The organism is Pseudovibrio axinellae (genome assembly GCF_900110875.1).
Classification (GTDB): domain Bacteria; phylum Pseudomonadota; class Alphaproteobacteria; order Rhizobiales; family Stappiaceae; genus Pseudovibrio; species Pseudovibrio axinellae.
This window is the reverse complement of record NZ_FOFM01000010.1, coordinates 87,116-101,558: the sequence shown is the minus strand read 5'-3', so window position 1 is coordinate 101,558 and position 14,443 is coordinate 87,116. Positions and strand designations below refer to the sequence as shown.

Sequence of the window (14,443 nt, the reverse complement as noted above, 5' to 3'; positions counted from 1 at the left end):
ACCTTGGTTTTCAGCAGGCCGTTTGTTCGAAATGACCGCGTTTTAAGAGTTCAAAAAACAGAGACTTGGTTGCATTGAGACCTGACCAGGCATCAGCTTTGTCAATCTCGACGGGAGCGGGTAGGAGGTGAGCGCAGGCCTCTTCCATGGTGGGCCAGCGAAGCTGAGCCTCTTCAGTGTCCTTTTCCTTTTGGAGCAGCCCGCATTCACGGGTACAAACGGGGTCCTGAATGTTTAAAAACTCAAGACCAGGGCGCTCCCACCTGCCCACGAACGAGCCTTTTCTGGCCCGGGTTTGCTCTTCAAGATTGGTCAGAAGCGAAGTAACAATGCGCCGGTCAAATTCGCCGTATGTCACGACCCGCAGGGCCTTTCCTGCAAGGTCCGAGATTAACGCCAGCACCGCGTTCTGCTTTACGCCCAGCTGTTCACAGCTGCGTTCTTCAACGCCATGGATATTCTTTGCTTGGGGCTTGACGGTGCGTCCCTCGGCCTTGATCAGCATGTCGATTGCACTGATGCGGTTGCCCTGTGCATCGGACAGTTCCCCAGCAATCTTTAACGCCCAAGGTTGGGAGGAATGACCAAGCGGCAATTCACTTCGCAGCAGACCGCTGGTCACAAGGTCGAGGAACAACAGCATCAGCTAAAGGCCTCCTCGATCAGATCTGCAATATGGGTTTCACAGTCCTTTGCCGTGATCTTGCCGCTGACGCGATTTGCGCAGGCAGTGTAGATCCGTCTGAACAGGGCAACGTCTGTCTCATTCGGCGTGGCGTTTAACTCAGATGAAAACTTCTTATCGCCTTTCTTCAAGACCTCTTCGCTGCGCAGCTTGGACAGGTTTTGGGCATAAAGCTCAAAGGTTCCACGCGATATGGAAAGTGGAGTGCCGGAGGATGACGTTTTATCGTCAGCTGTGCCATCCTCCGGCGTGCCGCCCTCCTGGGGACCTGATCCGGACCGCGCCTGTGCAGGGGCTTGGTTGGAGGAACTATGATTTCCGGATTGGCGCTCCTCAGGAGAGAGCAGGGGGTTGTTCTCACGAGACTTTGTGATGTCCTTCGCTTGGCGCGCGCGATGGGCATCGTTTTCCAGAGCCATTTCATCCGGGGTGTAGACCCCCATAATCAGCCCTGGTTCATGCAGCCGCGTCCATTGCCTGTGGCCACGGTAGTGCAGCATAGAGTAGGGGTCGCTCTTCCACGCGGCATTCATCACGTCATCCTTGCCAGCTTTTTTGCTGCCGTATGTCGCCCAGTCTTTGACTGAGCCTTCCACCATTCGCCCTTCAGTGCTGCCGTCTTCCTTGAACGGTTTATCAGACAGGTAGATCTTGTAGTCGCCTGTCCCGCGCTCCCCCTCATATCGGGAGTGCAAGCGGATCCTGTTCATATTAAGAACGGCCTGGACCAGTTTGCCCTCATAGCAAAGCTTGCCATGCACAACGGCAGTGGCTTGTGCGACTGCAAGAGGGTCAATGCCCCAAGTGAGAGCTTGATTGACCACCAAAAAACAGTTGGAGTAGGCTTCTTCCGGGCTCTCGCCGCGCAGATGCTCGGGAAGTAGAGAGGCGCGTGAAATGGCAACGGCATACTTGTTGGTAAGCTCGAACCGCTCCTGGCTCAAAATATTGGATGGCGCCAGAACCTCACCTTGCAGTGAGGTGTCAGTGTGTTCATCCATGATTTGGAGATCGTTGCTCATGAGGCACCTCCGCGGTAGTCCTCATCATCCAAATCAATGGCGGGGTGCTGCGGGTGCCAGATATCGTCTTTGCCGTACTCTCCGACAAAGAAACGATAGGTTTCGAGTGCTTCGACGACCTTCTGCTTGTGGTCGTCTATGCGCTGTTTGCCTTTCCAATTTACGAGTTGAGGTTGCGGGCAGCCTTTGGTTTTAACAAACACCCAGACCCAGTCAGGGTCCTCGTCAGAGGCGAAACATTCCTCAAGGAAGGTGTCGTAAGGAGGCTCACCAAACACCTCAATGTCACCATCCCGGAAGAGTTCTTTGACGATGCCAAATGAGCGAAGGTAGTCAGCGGACTGGATTTCGTAATAGTTGGTTCGAATGGCAGCAAGAACCAGTCGCTGCATATTGCCGGTGGACTTGGGAGAGAAGCTCTTGAGGTCTACGAGGGCATGCCTGAGAAGACGGTCAACACGCAACTTCCGTTTGATGTCACCATCCATGTAAAAGAAGGAAACTTCTGGTGCACCTTTAATGAAGGCGCCATTTTCCATGACAGGCCCGAGGTCATGATCTTTCTGTAGCATTTGAGCAGCATTCTCGACCAGCGCCCAGTCTTTGACAGATACAAAGGTCTTGCCTTCATTGGCGGACAAATAGTCTTTCTTCCGGAGTTCAAGGACCTCTGCGTCCATATCGACTTCGAGCACCCATTCAATGAGGTCAGCTTTCTTTTTGCCGCTCATGCCTTTTTGATCATGTTCTTTCAGGAATTTGATCAGGTCTGCGTTTGTATCCAGAGCGCCCGGGTATTCGGAGGGATCGAACATAGGCGCAAAACGGGCATTCAGAGCGTCTTCACCCTCAAGGATGCGAGCATGCAATGCGGAGCCAAGATCAAACTCTTTGACGTGCTCCTGTCCCATGATGTTGTTGTATTGGTGGTCAGCTGGGTTGACATGGATTTCCTTGATAGGGGAAGAGCCAAGGGCCTCAGGGTCTGCGTGATAGATGTCTTCGGGGAGCCCGAAGTAGATACCAAGGGGGACCGGATCGCCAATTTTTAGGTCGAACATTTGGAACTCCAAGAGGTTTGGAAGAGAGGGCGTAGCCAAGGGCTACGCCGTTGAGTTGAAGGAAGGGGTTCAGAACTGGACGTCTTCAGAACTCAAATCACTAGCCAGATCGCATTCGTCCCACCAAGCTTCGACCGCACGTCCATCCGCCGCTTTGTAGTGAATGCGATAGTTGTTGGTTCCTGTGGTGTGCTCGGCTCGACTTTTGATCGTTCCGGTCTCTCCACTGGCAGTGATCTTGACCGTATCGTTGAGTTGGAATTTAAAGTTGCTCATGTTGTCCTCTCAGGGTTGCGACCGTGTTCAGCGGCCAGAAAATGCTTCCACGACCTCATCAACATTCAGACAAAGGTCTGTTGTCATGAAAGCCAGAGTGGGGAGATTGCCGTTGCCAGAAACCACCCCGACAACGTTTTTTTGATGTGCTACAAACCAACCGGCCATAAGCGCGGCGTCCTGGCTTGCAGGGAAGAAGAGAAGGCACGCATCAGCTGATCGCATGTCGCGTTCTAAGTCGGCGTAAGCGCTCTTCACGGCGGTGTCTTCAAGCAACGAGGACATGGCTTCTTGAGGGGTCCAATTGGAATACGCAGGGTCTACGTCGCTCCAGTCCAGAGCGTTTTTATTGCTGTCGATGACCGCGTGGTTTTCGTCTCTCAGCAGCTTGGAGAGCTTGTCTTTGACCGACTTGCTTGTTGTTGGTGCGATTAGGATGCGTGCCATAGGTGAAATGCCTCAGTTCTTGCTTACGATTTCACCGGCTTCGATAACGATGGCACCCTGTCGAGAGGACTCCACGGTCTCGATAAACACCTGCATGTCGTATTTCTTGGCAAAGCCTTCCAGTAGATCGAAGCTCATCTGATCGAGCAACGAACCATCTGAGATCCGGCAAATGCGTAATTCGGGATTGAGGGCAGCCACAATGGCGCAGCACACGCGGATCTGTTCTGCCTTGCTGGCCTGTGACAGCGGCAGGCCTTTGAAGGTCAGCCCGTTTTCATCAAAGCCAATGCCAGGGACTGGCAGGTCTGCGGTCTTAACAGCGTCCTCCGCCTTCTTGCGAAGCTCGTTAATATTGCCATCAAAGCCTCTCGCCTCCAGCTTCTTCAGCCGTAGCTCTTCTGCCAGCGCATCGTATTGCTGCTTTTTTGAGTAGAGGGCATTTGAAGCTTTGGCCTCTTCAATGAGTTCTTGAATTTCAGTTGGGTTGATGGGGCCTGGTATCGGAAGCAGTTCATCAAGTTTTGCCTGTATGTCGTTGGCAGCCTGATGTTTTGTCTCGGCTTCTTTAGATAATTCAACCGCCTGAATTTCGGCATCAGCGCGCAGTTTGTCAGCCTGTGCCTTAGCCTCTGCAATCAAGCGGTGCCCCTCTTCGATGGCGCGGGAGGTTGCACTTGCGCTTTCTACTGACTGAGCGTTGGCGGTGTCGCGAAGGCCCTTGATTTCGGCCTCAGAGGTATCGCGCCTGCTGATCTCGTTCTGACGCTCCTGGTTTCTCTCCTGAGCGCCCGCCAGCTGTTTGATCAGCTCGTGCTCGTCGATGGCGTCTTCAGGGAGTTTAGCCGGCAGCTGGAATGCATCCACACGGGCCTGTAGTGATTTCACGTCACGATTGGTGTTCTGGCGCTTCTCGGCCAGTGTGTTGATCTGCTCATCGTTCTCATCAAAGTCAAAGTCAGAGATCAGCGAGCGGAAGATCAGGGTCTGCTGCTTGCTCTCCTTTCGCAGGAACTCAATGGGATCCAGCGCAATCGAGTTGAAGAACTCGTTCAGCATTTCCTGCGGTTTGGGGAACCGCGCACCTTCCGGTGTCGTGAGTGTGAGGTTGGTGGTGTATTCCTTTTCCTCTTTGCGCTTAAACTTGCGGGTTGCAATGAGATGCCCGAAGTTGACTTGCAAGGTGGCGCTTTCTTCACCCTCACGGATTGGGTTGTCTGCAATCGCGCCTTTTCCTGCAATCGCTGCCCAAATCCCATCCAATGAGCCAGTTTTGCCCTGACCGTTTTTCCCTGTGATCTCGACAACATTCTTATCTTTGTCAAAATCCGCGTCAAACAGCTTGACGCCCATGTAGTTTTCAACTTTCGCACTAAGGATGCGCATAAAAAAGTCCTTTGGTTCTCAGCCATTGGAGGGGGAACCGGAGAGACGAGGGGCATAACTCTCCGGTTCCCTGAGGAGTGGGAGGTCTCCTCATGGTGGCTGTAAATGAAGATTGTCAGTGGAATTCCAAGTTACGGGGCAGGCGTCAGAAACTGGTCTGATGCTGGCCCGTCGACGAAATCAAATAATATACATTTTGGTGTTTGGTCTGGACTTTGACACATGCCCGAGTGTTCACCAGTTTTGATAAACTGCTGGTATGCTTTCTTTACGGTTCTGACATGTTCCAACTCCGCTTGATATTCAGCCAAAAGCTTAAATGCGTCTTGGCAGGCGATTTGGTTGCTTACGACTGTAGCAGTTCCAGACTGGTGTTTGCCCTTGAGCAAGCGAAAGAGCTCTTTGCGCATAACTGCCGAGAGCTTACGAGAATTGTTCTGCAAAGCCAGCAACATCCGGATCTTTGATTGCTCCAGATTGGTCAGGCTCTCTTCAACAACTGCACCGTTTACATTCATCTCGCTCTCCCGTTCTGGCTGTACGGTAATTGCGAAATTGGCCTTTTGTCAAACATTTTTTTGTCTAAAATCCAATTTTTTTGACGATGGATTGACTTTTAGCCAATTTTGGAATTACCACTAGCGTGCAAGTTCAAGCGGAAACCGGTCCGACTTGCATAGAAACTACAGCGCGATGGATGGGAATGAGGTTAAGCGCTTACGGGTCTCGTCGAGAGGGGTGTGCCCGTACCTCCGGCAATCCAGCCGAAAAAGTACCCCGGTGTCCAGCTTGGTTATTGTGCTGGCGCCCCCGGCAAAGCGATGGCTCAGCCTATACGGCAGATACGTTGCACGGGTGACGGCCAACCTGTTTTTTTAAACGGGTTTGGGTCTCGTCTGCCCGACTCAGCTCAGGTCTAGCCTGCCGACAGAGAGTAAATTGATATTGGAATGGTAGTAATGGTGTATCTAAATCCTATAGAAATAAGTGAAGCAATTTCGCTATTATCAACTGAATTGAAAGATAGGAATTTTTTTCTTGATTTTCATAGGTCTCATAAAGAATTCTCAAACGTAATAGAAAAAAGCGCCAAATCAAAGCTCGGTGAAAACATGAGTCTTTCACTGAACTCCTTCACACCAGCCGGGTTTTTTGGGATTTCGTTAAGTGATGACGGTGGTGAATGCGTAGCCAGTATTGCTGCACGTAAAGACAACCTAGGCGGGCAGTGCCTGGGAGAATATCTGCAGAATTATTTTGGGCGGATTTATACAAGCGAGAGTGGAGCTGCGGCCCTGGTTGACGCGGTTCCAGCTTATGCACGGCAACCTATGCACGAAATCTCCTATGTGGGAGAGCTGTGGGTACGCCCAGATCTTCGTAATTTGAAAGCGGCTAAGGCACTGGTTAAATTGGCAATTTTATTATCTGTTCAGATGTGGGGGGTAGGGTTCATCTACGCTTTCCTCACATCAAAACACATGAAGGTTGGCCCCCAGCAATATGGCTGGACACGTGCTTATTTGAAGGCGCTCAATTGGGAAAGAGCACCAGCAGAAATTCCAAATGACCTTGGACTTGTCGCTATCACATGCGATGAGACAGCCGATTTGGCTCGGCTTGTTATTGATGAACTGGGCTGGCATAAGAAAATAGCGTGATATTGCCGTGCTTTAGGCGGAATGGCAGGATGATTCTGAAGTAGTGAACAAACTCCACTCCGCCTTGGGGCAACGCAATCGGTGTGCAAAGAAGATCCAGCCTTGGGGCCAGACTTTGAGCGGAAATCTCATAGTCCGTCGACACTGTTTTCATCAAGACAGGGTCAACTTGTGCCCGTTTCAGTGGGGAATCGTTGGTCCACGATGCGCCATAGACACTGGCCAGGTATGATTTATCACCGACCATCAAGATGTCGGTTACGCCTGCGTTATCCATCGGGTTTGCGAAATGGTTGAGGTATGGCAGCAACTCTAAGAAGTTGTGATTGAGACAAAAGCTATTTTCTCTCCACGTTTCAAATAGTTGCGCTGCTTGGCTCCCCAAAAGCCCTTGCTCAGCGATGTTGGTTGGGTAGTTAATGATGGTGGTCATATGAGGTCTCGCGGTTATATCGTGCCATGACAACGGTTATATCGTGTCATGACAACGGCTCTTCTATTATGCTCGTAGGTAATCTCTTTTTCGCGAGCTGACAGGTCTTCCAGGTCTATCTTGTCAAAGCGTGACTTAATGAATGAGAACAGCAGGACTTCAATACCCTCATCCTCTGCCCATTCAACGAGCTGCATAAAACGATCTTCGATAGGTAAAGGGTCTTTCTTTTGAAGATCGAGGTCTTCCGATACTAATTTCAAATACATTGTTCCTCGCAAGGAAATTCCAAAAGCCACTTTATTAAAGTGTCATTAGGTTTTTGAGGTTTTGAGTGAAGATTTTCTTAATTCATGCTCAGAGAGCATGCGCTTGAGGTTGGGTAACCTCTACGGTAGTCAAGAAAAAAGCCGCCCTAGTTGGCGGCTGATTTACTTTGTTTCATCTTTATCATTTATCAGTCGCTTGAGTATTCGTTCATAGGTTTCCAGCAGGAAGTCCATACCTCCGCGTTGTTTACCGTATACGCGTTCCTCAATAGCCTCGGCTGCTTCCCAGGCTTTTTTAGCGAGTACTCCGTTTCCGCCATCTAAGTTGCCCTGAATGGCGTAGTGAAGTTCTTCACTGTCCAAGTTTGGATCTCGTTCTTCGCCAGTTTCCAAATAGTGCACTGAAACACCGAGGCTTCTCGCAATTTTGTTGAGAGTGTCGCCACGGGGTTCCTTTGTCATATCGCGTTCAAGCTTGTTCAGTCGGTCATAGCCAACGCAAGACACGTCTGCCAGCTTGACGCGGCTCCAGGAAAGCTCCTTACGCTTTTGAATAATTCTTTCACCTCTAGTCATGCTGGCATTATACATTAATTTATTTGGAATATTTTGGCTTTTGGCGCCAAATGCTGAATTTTTCACTCTTGCATTTTGCTTTTTGTCAAAATATATTGGCTTAAACGCCAATTTAGGTTGGCCCGTTGTAGAGGGTGTTTCTGAACCAATAGAGGTATTTCGCATGAATGATACTCCTTGTGAGCTCCCATCGGTAGAGCGGATTTGGGAGAGGGCAGGCCCTCCACGGAAGATTATCGGGAAAATAAAAGAGCGCTTTGGTACTCAAGTGAGTGGATCTACGATTGCAAACTGGCGGTCACAAAAAACCAAACCAAATCCAGATTTTTACTGGCTTATCGCTGAAATGTCTGAGTACACACTGGAACAGGTCTACCTCTCGTTTCATCCAAATAGCCGTGGCGCGAGCCGGGGTGCGAATTGATCTGGGATGTGAGCGGACTGGTTCCGCTTTCCTATGACCTGATCATGGCTGATCCCCCGTGGAAGTATGAGAATTGGTCAAAGAAGGGCGAGCACAAGAATGCCTCCAGCAAGTACACGTGCTTGAAGGTTGAGGACATCATGACCTTGCCGCTCAGCAACTTTTCTCAAAAGGATTGTTGCCTGTGGTTATGGGCGACAAACCCGATGCTGCCGCAGGCGTTCCAACTGATGGATGCCTGGGGATTCAAGTTCGTAACTGCCGGTCATTGGGTGAAGTACACTTACAACAAGAGGTTGGAACGGCGCACTTTGGGGTTTGGTACCGGATACTGCCTGCGCTCTGCAGGGGAGCCTTTTCTCATAGGAAAGATTGGTAAGCCCAGGTTTGCAAACAATGTCCGCTCTGTCGTTGAGGGCCTGCGCAGAGACCATTCGCGGAAACCTGAAGAAGCTTACGCAACAGCTGAACGCCTATGCCCAGATGCCTTTAACCGTCTGGATCTGTTCTCCAGACAGGTGCGACCCGGCTGGACTGCCTGGGGCGACGAAGTTCACAAGTTCGCTGCCTGATCTGCTGCCTGCTCAAGAATACCTGATTTGGAATTTTGCCCCCGAACCCAAAGAGGACAAGCATGTCTGACACCACCTTAGTGAATGAACCCCCACAAGATGCGGTTGTTACTACAACGCTCTCCAAGCTGCGCAAGGTCGCGGACACAGCAGCCAGCTCGCAAGGAGAGATGCGCGCTGAATACTCGAAAGCGGAGGCTGCCGGACTGAACCTGCAGGCTGCAAAAAAAGCACTCTCCTTACTGAAGAAGGGCGATGATAAAACGAAGGACTGGGTTGAAGAGGTCTGCGAAACTGTCCGGTATCTGCGGCTGTGCGGTATTGAGCTTACCAAAGACCAGCTTGAGCTGTTCAATTTTACCGACACCACTTTAGCGCCAGTTGATGAACGCGCTTATGTAAGTGGTCTTTCCGCAGGCCGTCTTGGTGAAAATCAAAATGAAAACCCTCATGATTTGGGCTCAGATGCCGGTCAGAAATGGATGGAAGGCTGGAATAAAGGCGCGGAAGAGCGACGTGTTGTTCTTTCCATGGAGCCGAAGAAAGGCCCGGATGCGGCCCCGGAACTCGTGAAAGGCGATCCAGATAGTGGTGATCCAGATCCAATGGATGCTGCTCTTGCTGCTCAGACCGAGGAGGACTGATGCGCTTCCTTGGGTTAGATGTTTCCAAATCCTGTACTGGGTGGGGATTGTACTCACCCGATGAAGTTGATGCGGGCACCCTCAGGTGTCCCATCAAGCCACCCTTTGGGCTGGTTCGCGGCAAGATTGATGCTGCTTACTCTGGCCGTGTTGGGCATTGGTATTGTCAAAATTTAGACGCGCTTCTGGTCAAGCTCAAGCCTGACTCAATTGGTGTTGAACAACCCTTACCTGGCAACCCTACGCGTACGAAGAAAGTCAAAGAAGACGATCAGAATTCGCTTGGCGACAATCGCATGGAGTTTCAGAAGGTCAAGGAAATCACGGTTGGTGGAACGTCTTTCGACGTAGTTCACTTTTTGAATGGTTTAGTGATGCTGTCAGTCAAGCTGGCGGTGCAGCGCAATGTTCCAGTAGTCTACGTTCCATCTCAAAGTTGGCGCAGTACAACAGGGGTCGGCAAACCACCAAAGAGTTCAAAAACCACACCGACCACTTGGTACAAAAATCGCGCTAAGGAGCTGTGCTCCGAGCTGGGCTACCCACAAAAGAGTGGCGATGCAGCTGAAGGTCTCCTGATCGCCTTTCACCTTCACTTGGAAAATTCACCTCAAGATCTGTTCGCGCAGAAAAAGGCGGTGTGATGCAAGATCTGTTTCAGTTTGAAAGTTTTCAGTCGCCAGTATATCCGCACGAAGAGCTGATCATTGACGCTTTTGCGGGTGGTGGTGGTGCCTCTACAGGCATCGAGCAAGCACTTGGCCGCTCTCCCGATATTGCGATCAATCATTGTGACAAAGCGCTGGCGATGCATGCGCAGAACCATCCAGACACGATCCATCTGACAGAAAGCGTCTGGGACGTCGACCTTAAGACCCATACCAACGGTCGCCCAGTTGGTTTGCTATGGGCCTCACCTGATTGCAGGCACTTTTCGCGTGCTGGGGGCAAGCGTATTCTCTCGCCGGAAGTGCGTATGCTGGCCTGGTCAATTGTACACTTCTGCCAGAAACTCAAGGCTAAACGCCCTCGGGTCATCATGGTTGAAAATGTGGTTGAGTTCAAAGGCTGGGGGCCGCTGGATGATGAAGGAAATCAAATAAAGTCTCGGGCAGGTGAGACGTTTGAACAGTGGTGTGAAGCTCTGCGTAAGCTCGGATACAAGCTCGAAGTCAGAGTTCTAAGAGCGAGTGACTATGGGGCGCCGACTATCCGAAAACGCTTGTTTATCATTGCAAGAAGGGATGGAAAGCCGATTGTTTGGCCTGCGCCAACACATGGAGACCCAAACAAAGCAGAGTTTGTTGGATCTGGCCTGAGACCTTGGCGCACAGCAGCAGAATGTATTGACTGGTCCATTCCCTGTAAATCGATCTTCAACCGGAAGAAGCCTCTGGTTCCAAAGACAATGAAGCGCATTGCGGCGGGCATACAGAAGTTTGTCATCGATGCTCAGGAACCTTTCATTCTCAACATGAGTCATGGTGGCAGATTGGAACCTTTGAGAAGACCCATGACGACCATCAAAACAGAAAAAGGTGGGTGCAGGGCACTTGTGATTCCTTGTGTTGACCGGCAGTACGGTAACTCCAAATGTGCTGATATCACAGACCCTCTTGGGACTGTAACTGCTGGTGGCGGTGGTGGTTCTGCTTTGGTGGCTGCTTTTTTGCACAAATATTATGGCCAGAAGCGTGATGGGGAGATACGCGGTCATCTCCCAGACAGTCCACTCCATACTCTGACCACTGCTCGCCGGTACGGGCTTGTTACCAGTCACCTCACGATGATGCGAGGAAGCTGCAAGCACGGAAGATCTGTTGACCAGCCCATGCCTACCAACACAGCAGGCGGCAACCATATTGCGGAGGTGCGCTCTTTCCTGACGGCCTATTATGGCACTAGCGTAGGGCAGAAGCTTTCAAGGCCTATTGGAACGACAACAACCAAAGACCGCTTTGGTTTAGTGAGTGTCGAGATCAGCGGTGAGCCATATGTCATCACCGATATTGGAATGCGAATGCTCACGAGCCGGGAGCTTTACAGGGCCAACGGCTACCCAGAGGGCCATATCATCGACTTTGAGCATAACGGCAAACCTTTTTCGAAAGAGGAGCAGGTTGCCAAGTGCGGGAACGGTGTTCCCCCTCCATGGGCCAAAGCTCTGTCGCAGGCCAACTGCCCGGAGATGATTGTTAGAGCGGAGGCAGCGTGATTGGCTCAACCTAAACAGCGTGCCTCTCAGATTCCGTTGCATGACATCCAGATCTTTTTGGGTGAATTGCAGTGCAGGGCAAAAGACCGGAACGGTGCACCGGTTCGTGAATTCCAAATGCACTTTGAAGGAGAGGGGGTCGCCCAGTTTCTTCGAATGCTCTACGCAGCTGAGTACCATCTAAGGAACTACGAGATCCGGCGCGTGGACGAAGATAAGGGGAGGCGGAAACATTGAGACAAAACGATGTTGCGACCGAGATCCGCGAGCTTCTTAATAGCCGTATCGCTCAGATTTGCGACTACTTTTACGGGGGCTGGATCACCGACCCCTCCAATAAACACAAAGGCCTGATGACACCAGCTAAGAAGGGGAAGCGCATCAGCTCTTCCTTTACAGTCAATCTGGATGGAGACAGGCAAGGCCAATGGTATCGCTTTTCTCAGCAGATTGGAGGTGGCTCTGTTGAGCTTGTGGCCTATGCGTTGGGATATGAGCCCAAATCGGCTGAAGGATACCGAGAAGCTTTTAAATGGGCGCGTGGTTGGCTTGGGATCGACGACAGGCAAGAAACTGAAGAAGATCGTAAAGAGCGAGAGGCCCGCCAAGCCAAAGACCGGGAAGCCAGGGAGCGCACGAGACAGGAACGAGAGCAGGCGGTTTTGGAGCGCGCACAGCGCAAGGCCGTTACAGCTGCGGAGATAGCAAAGCAGTGCCGGCCAATCTTGGACACTGCTGCTGAACAGTATCTGTGTGGCGCAGGACAGGGGCAACGCAGACTACCTCCCGTATCCGCATGGCCGACTGACCTGCGCGAACACATTGGGTTTCATCCAGGCCTTGAGATGGAAAACCTGCGTCAGTACCGCGACGAAAAACTGATCAAGAAGGGGCCGTCTTTTCCGGCTCTGGTGTTTTTCCTTCAGGACCCATTTGGAGACATCGTTTCTCTGCAACGCATTTTTTTGGATGCTGCCATGGGTGTGAAGATCACGCAGACGAATGACACCATTCCGAATGCCAAGGTTATGTTCGCTGCGTCCTCCGGCGCGGCCTGCAGAATAGGGGGCGATGCCTCGCGCATAGGTCTGTTGGAGGGTGGCGAAACTGCGCTTGGAAATTGGGCGCTTCATGACTTCCGTTATCCCATGTGGGCCACTATGAGCACCAGCGGCATGGTGACGTTCGAAGCGCCCGGGTTTGTTGAGCGCTCCGATATTTTCCCTGATAGCGATAACGCAATCTCAGAGGGTGAGAAGGTTGGGGAGCCGCCTGGAACGAAAGCTGCCGAACAATGCGCTGCCAATCTGCGGCAAGTCGGCGTCCATGTCGTGATCAATGAGCCCTGCATCTACAAATGTGACAACTTAGACCTTTGGGAAACATATAGTGCATTCGAACAAAGACACCCCGCCGCATAACCCAACAGCAGAGCGTATTGTGATTGGCTCCTTGCTAAAAGACAGCTCTGTTTTATTTGATGTGGCTGAAGTCCTTAAACCTGAACATTTCTTTAGAGAGATACACTCCAAAATATTCAGGGCTCTCCTAGAGATATGCTCAACCGGTCGAAAACCCTCTCTTCAACAGTTAGTTGCGAGAATTGGAGAAGAGTATGAAGACGGGAAAAGTACAGTTCACCTGCTTACAGCGATTATTAGAGATGCGGAAAGAGATGAGATTTTAAGCCCCTTTGATTTTTTAGAAGACCTTGTCGATGATTGGGCTCGTCGCCAAATTGCAAATGCACAGAAATGGATTGTCAAAGAGCTGGGTAAGAAGGATAAGCCTCCACAACTTTTCCTCTCAGAAATTAATGAGCGCTTCCAAGAGATTGGCCTTCAATCGCAGGGCCAACCTGTAAAAACACTGGGTGATAGTGCTAAACGGGCACTAGCAAATTCTATGAGAGCACACGAAACAGGTGAAGTGGTTGGTATGGAATGGGGGTTACCAACCCTGAATGAAGTTATGGGACGTATTTTGCCCGGAGACCTTGGGTTTATCGGTGCAGCTCAAGGTGATGGTAAGACTGTCGTTGGCCTTCAATTATGTAGGGCAGCGCAAATAACTAGGCCAGTTGCATTCTTCCAGTTGGAAATGGAAGCGGAAGATATGGCCCGAAGAGAACTTGCTGGGGGAACAGACCTGTCCGTCTCCCAAATTGAAGAGGGCACTTATGATATGTTCTCAATTCAGGCCCTTCAAAGAGAGCAAGAGCTATTATCTGAAGAACGTGTCTACATCGATGACAGGCCAGGTTTAACCTTCGAACAGTTTAGGGATAGGTGTATCCAACTTAAAAGGTCTCAAAACTTGGGCCTTGTTGTCGTCGATCACCTTCGTCTCCTTCGGGCAACAAAGCGCTTCTCAAACAAATTCGACCGCGTTGAGTGGATTACCGGGGAAATGAAAGTATTGGCAAAAACACTTGGTATTGCTGTTGTCGCACTTTCTCAAAGAACGAGAACATCCCAACGCAGAGATGGGTGGGCACCGAGGCTCGATGACTTTGATGGCGGCTCCTCAATTGAACAGGACGCAGACTGGGTATTAGGTTTGGCGAGGCCAGAAACTTGGCTCAAAAAGAACAAGCCTCATATTCCAGCGGGAGTGGACCCTGAAGAACACCACGAGTTCAGTAAATGGCTGAAAGAGATGAAAGATCACAAAGGTAAGATCGAATTTCATGGTCTTAAACGACGGAAAGGTGATCTGATTGTGCGTGATGGTATCTTTGATGGCCGCGCTGGCCGCATCTATGAGGTATAG

19 protein-coding genes are annotated in these 14,443 nt (G+C 50.8%); 9 read left to right on the top strand and 10 right to left on the bottom strand.

Features of this window, described 5'->3' with window-relative positions:
• Nucleotides 1-10: 10 nt before the first annotated feature.
• The 7 genes from BMZ51_RS18575 to BMZ51_RS18545 form a co-directional block, all read right to left on the bottom strand.
• On the bottom strand, nucleotides 11-643 hold the full coding sequence (locus tag BMZ51_RS18575; protein ID WP_068007364.1) for a hypothetical protein: 633 nt from the start codon (nucleotides 641-643) through the stop codon (nucleotides 11-13).
• Nucleotides 643-1,707 carry a recombinase family protein gene (locus tag BMZ51_RS18570; RefSeq protein ID WP_068007366.1) on the bottom strand — a complete coding sequence of 355 codons (1,065 nt, stop codon included), beginning with the start codon at nucleotides 1,705-1,707 and terminating at the stop codon, nucleotides 643-645. The genes BMZ51_RS18575 and BMZ51_RS18570 overlap by 1 nt, the downstream gene beginning before the upstream one ends.
• A complete protein-coding gene (locus BMZ51_RS18565; protein WP_068007369.1) occupies nucleotides 1,704-2,768 on the bottom strand; it encodes an exonuclease family protein in 1,065 nt (354 codons plus the stop codon). Before BMZ51_RS18565 ends, BMZ51_RS18570 begins: the two co-directional genes overlap by 4 nt.
• A gap of 69 nt (nucleotides 2,769-2,837) precedes the next feature.
• The gene (locus BMZ51_RS18560) at nucleotides 2,838-3,044 is read right to left on the bottom strand and encodes a hypothetical protein (protein WP_068007371.1); all 207 of its coding nucleotides are present in this window, start codon (nucleotides 3,042-3,044) and stop codon (nucleotides 2,838-2,840) included.
• A 27-nt stretch (nucleotides 3,045-3,071) separates the two neighbouring features.
• Nucleotides 3,072-3,491, bottom strand: a complete 420-nt coding sequence (locus BMZ51_RS18555; RefSeq protein ID WP_068007374.1) for a hypothetical protein — start codon at nucleotides 3,489-3,491, stop codon at nucleotides 3,072-3,074.
• Nucleotides 3,492-3,503: 12 nt separating this feature from the next.
• Complete coding sequence (locus BMZ51_RS18550; RefSeq protein WP_068007377.1) at nucleotides 3,504-4,877, bottom strand: hypothetical protein; 1,374 nt, start codon at nucleotides 4,875-4,877, stop codon at nucleotides 3,504-3,506.
• Nucleotides 4,878-5,008: 131 nt separating this feature from the next.
• A complete protein-coding gene (locus BMZ51_RS18545; RefSeq protein ID WP_068007389.1) occupies nucleotides 5,009-5,395 on the bottom strand; it encodes a hypothetical protein in 387 nt (128 codons plus the stop codon).
• A 441-nt stretch (nucleotides 5,396-5,836) separates the two neighbouring features.
• Here BMZ51_RS18545 and BMZ51_RS18540 point away from each other — a divergent pair, with 441 nt between their 5' ends.
• Nucleotides 5,837-6,538 carry a hypothetical protein gene (locus BMZ51_RS18540; protein ID WP_153039312.1) on the top strand — a complete coding sequence of 234 codons (702 nt, stop codon included), beginning with the start codon at nucleotides 5,837-5,839 and terminating at the stop codon, nucleotides 6,536-6,538.
• Here BMZ51_RS18540 and BMZ51_RS18535 read toward each other — a convergent pair.
• The 3 genes from BMZ51_RS18535 to BMZ51_RS18525 all read right to left on the bottom strand — a co-directional run bounded on the left by BMZ51_RS18535 (nucleotide 6,501) and on the right by BMZ51_RS18525 (nucleotide 7,981).
• Complete coding sequence (locus BMZ51_RS18535) at nucleotides 6,501-6,971, bottom strand: hypothetical protein (RefSeq protein ID WP_068007394.1); 471 nt, start codon at nucleotides 6,969-6,971, stop codon at nucleotides 6,501-6,503. The genes BMZ51_RS18540 and BMZ51_RS18535 overlap by 38 nt on opposite strands.
• Before the next feature lie 14 nt (nucleotides 6,972-6,985).
• Complete coding sequence (locus BMZ51_RS18530) at nucleotides 6,986-7,240, bottom strand: hypothetical protein (protein ID WP_068007397.1); 255 nt, start codon at nucleotides 7,238-7,240, stop codon at nucleotides 6,986-6,988.
• 162 nt (nucleotides 7,241-7,402) lie between these two features.
• Entirely contained in the window at nucleotides 7,403-7,981 is a 579-nt protein-coding gene (locus BMZ51_RS18525; protein ID WP_068007399.1) for a helix-turn-helix domain-containing protein, read from the bottom strand.
• Here BMZ51_RS18525 and BMZ51_RS18520 point away from each other — a divergent pair.
• The 8 genes from BMZ51_RS18520 (at nucleotide 7,980) to BMZ51_RS18485 (ending at nucleotide 14,443) form a co-directional block, all read left to right on the top strand.
• Nucleotides 7,980-8,240, top strand: a complete 261-nt coding sequence (locus BMZ51_RS18520; RefSeq protein ID WP_068007401.1) for a hypothetical protein — start codon at nucleotides 7,980-7,982, stop codon at nucleotides 8,238-8,240. The two genes, BMZ51_RS18525 and BMZ51_RS18520, sit on opposite strands and share 2 nt — an antisense overlap.
• Nucleotides 8,237-8,812, top strand: coding sequence for an MT-A70 family methyltransferase (locus BMZ51_RS18515; RefSeq protein WP_244271396.1), 576 nt, complete (start codon nucleotides 8,237-8,239; stop codon nucleotides 8,810-8,812). Before BMZ51_RS18520 ends, BMZ51_RS18515 begins: the two co-directional genes overlap by 4 nt.
• Before the next feature lie 62 nt (nucleotides 8,813-8,874).
• The gene (locus BMZ51_RS18510) at nucleotides 8,875-9,456 is read left to right on the top strand and encodes a ribosome modulation factor (RefSeq protein ID WP_068007404.1); all 582 of its coding nucleotides are present in this window, start codon (nucleotides 8,875-8,877) and stop codon (nucleotides 9,454-9,456) included.
• Nucleotides 9,456-10,100, top strand: coding sequence for a RuvC family protein (locus BMZ51_RS18505; protein ID WP_068007406.1), 645 nt, complete (start codon nucleotides 9,456-9,458; stop codon nucleotides 10,098-10,100). The genes BMZ51_RS18510 and BMZ51_RS18505 overlap by 1 nt, the downstream gene beginning before the upstream one ends.
• Nucleotides 10,100-11,671 carry a DNA cytosine methyltransferase gene (locus BMZ51_RS18500; protein WP_068007408.1) on the top strand — a complete coding sequence of 524 codons (1,572 nt, stop codon included), beginning with the start codon at nucleotides 10,100-10,102 and terminating at the stop codon, nucleotides 11,669-11,671. Before BMZ51_RS18505 ends, BMZ51_RS18500 begins: the two co-directional genes overlap by 1 nt.
• Entirely contained in the window at nucleotides 11,672-11,908 is a 237-nt protein-coding gene (locus BMZ51_RS18495) for a hypothetical protein (protein ID WP_068007411.1), read from the top strand. It begins immediately after the preceding gene.
• Nucleotides 11,905-13,092, top strand: a complete 1,188-nt coding sequence (locus BMZ51_RS18490) for a DUF7146 domain-containing protein (RefSeq protein WP_068007412.1) — start codon at nucleotides 11,905-11,907, stop codon at nucleotides 13,090-13,092. The genes BMZ51_RS18495 and BMZ51_RS18490 overlap by 4 nt, the downstream gene beginning before the upstream one ends.
• Nucleotides 13,061-14,443 (top strand): replicative DNA helicase, encoded by a 1,383-nt coding sequence (locus BMZ51_RS18485; RefSeq protein ID WP_068007415.1) that lies wholly within the window; start codon nucleotides 13,061-13,063, stop codon nucleotides 14,441-14,443. Before BMZ51_RS18490 ends, BMZ51_RS18485 begins: the two co-directional genes overlap by 32 nt.

Bases quoted from the DNA above. Each gene is read 5' to 3' on its own strand.
- BMZ51_RS18575 (WP_068007364.1), bottom strand. From the start codon at position 643: ATGCTGTTGTTCCTCGACCTTGTGACCAGCGGTCTGCTGCGAAGTGAA.
- BMZ51_RS18500 (WP_068007408.1), top strand. From the start codon at position 10,100: ATGCAAGATCTGTTTCAGTTTGAAAGTTTTCAGTCGCCAGTATATCCG.
- BMZ51_RS18530 (WP_068007397.1), bottom strand. From the start codon at position 7,240: ATGTATTTGAAATTAGTATCGGAAGACCTCGATCTTCAAAAGAAAGAC.
- BMZ51_RS18525 (WP_068007399.1), bottom strand. From the start codon at position 7,981: ATGCGAAATACCTCTATTGGTTCAGAAACACCCTCTACAACGGGCCAA.
- BMZ51_RS18565 (WP_068007369.1), bottom strand. From the start codon at position 2,768: ATGTTCGACCTAAAAATTGGCGATCCGGTCCCCCTTGGTATCTACTTC.
- BMZ51_RS18510 (WP_068007404.1), top strand. From the start codon at position 8,875: ATGTCTGACACCACCTTAGTGAATGAACCCCCACAAGATGCGGTTGTT.
- BMZ51_RS18555 (WP_068007374.1), bottom strand. From the start codon at position 3,491: ATGGCACGCATCCTAATCGCACCAACAACAAGCAAGTCGGTCAAAGAC.
- BMZ51_RS18545 (WP_068007389.1), bottom strand. From the start codon at position 5,395: ATGAATGTAAACGGTGCAGTTGTTGAAGAGAGCCTGACCAATCTGGAG.
- BMZ51_RS18570 (WP_068007366.1), bottom strand. From the start codon at position 1,707: ATGAGCAACGATCTCCAAATCATGGATGAACACACTGACACCTCACTG.
- BMZ51_RS18540 (WP_153039312.1), top strand. From the start codon at position 5,837: ATGGTGTATCTAAATCCTATAGAAATAAGTGAAGCAATTTCGCTATTA.
- BMZ51_RS18535 (WP_068007394.1), bottom strand. From the start codon at position 6,971: ATGACCACCATCATTAACTACCCAACCAACATCGCTGAGCAAGGGCTT.
- BMZ51_RS18505 (WP_068007406.1), top strand. From the start codon at position 9,456: ATGCGCTTCCTTGGGTTAGATGTTTCCAAATCCTGTACTGGGTGGGGA.
- BMZ51_RS18560 (WP_068007371.1), bottom strand. From the start codon at position 3,044: ATGAGCAACTTTAAATTCCAACTCAACGATACGGTCAAGATCACTGCC.
- BMZ51_RS18520 (WP_068007401.1), top strand. From the start codon at position 7,980: ATGAATGATACTCCTTGTGAGCTCCCATCGGTAGAGCGGATTTGGGAG.
- BMZ51_RS18550 (WP_068007377.1), bottom strand. From the start codon at position 4,877: ATGCGCATCCTTAGTGCGAAAGTTGAAAACTACATGGGCGTCAAGCTG.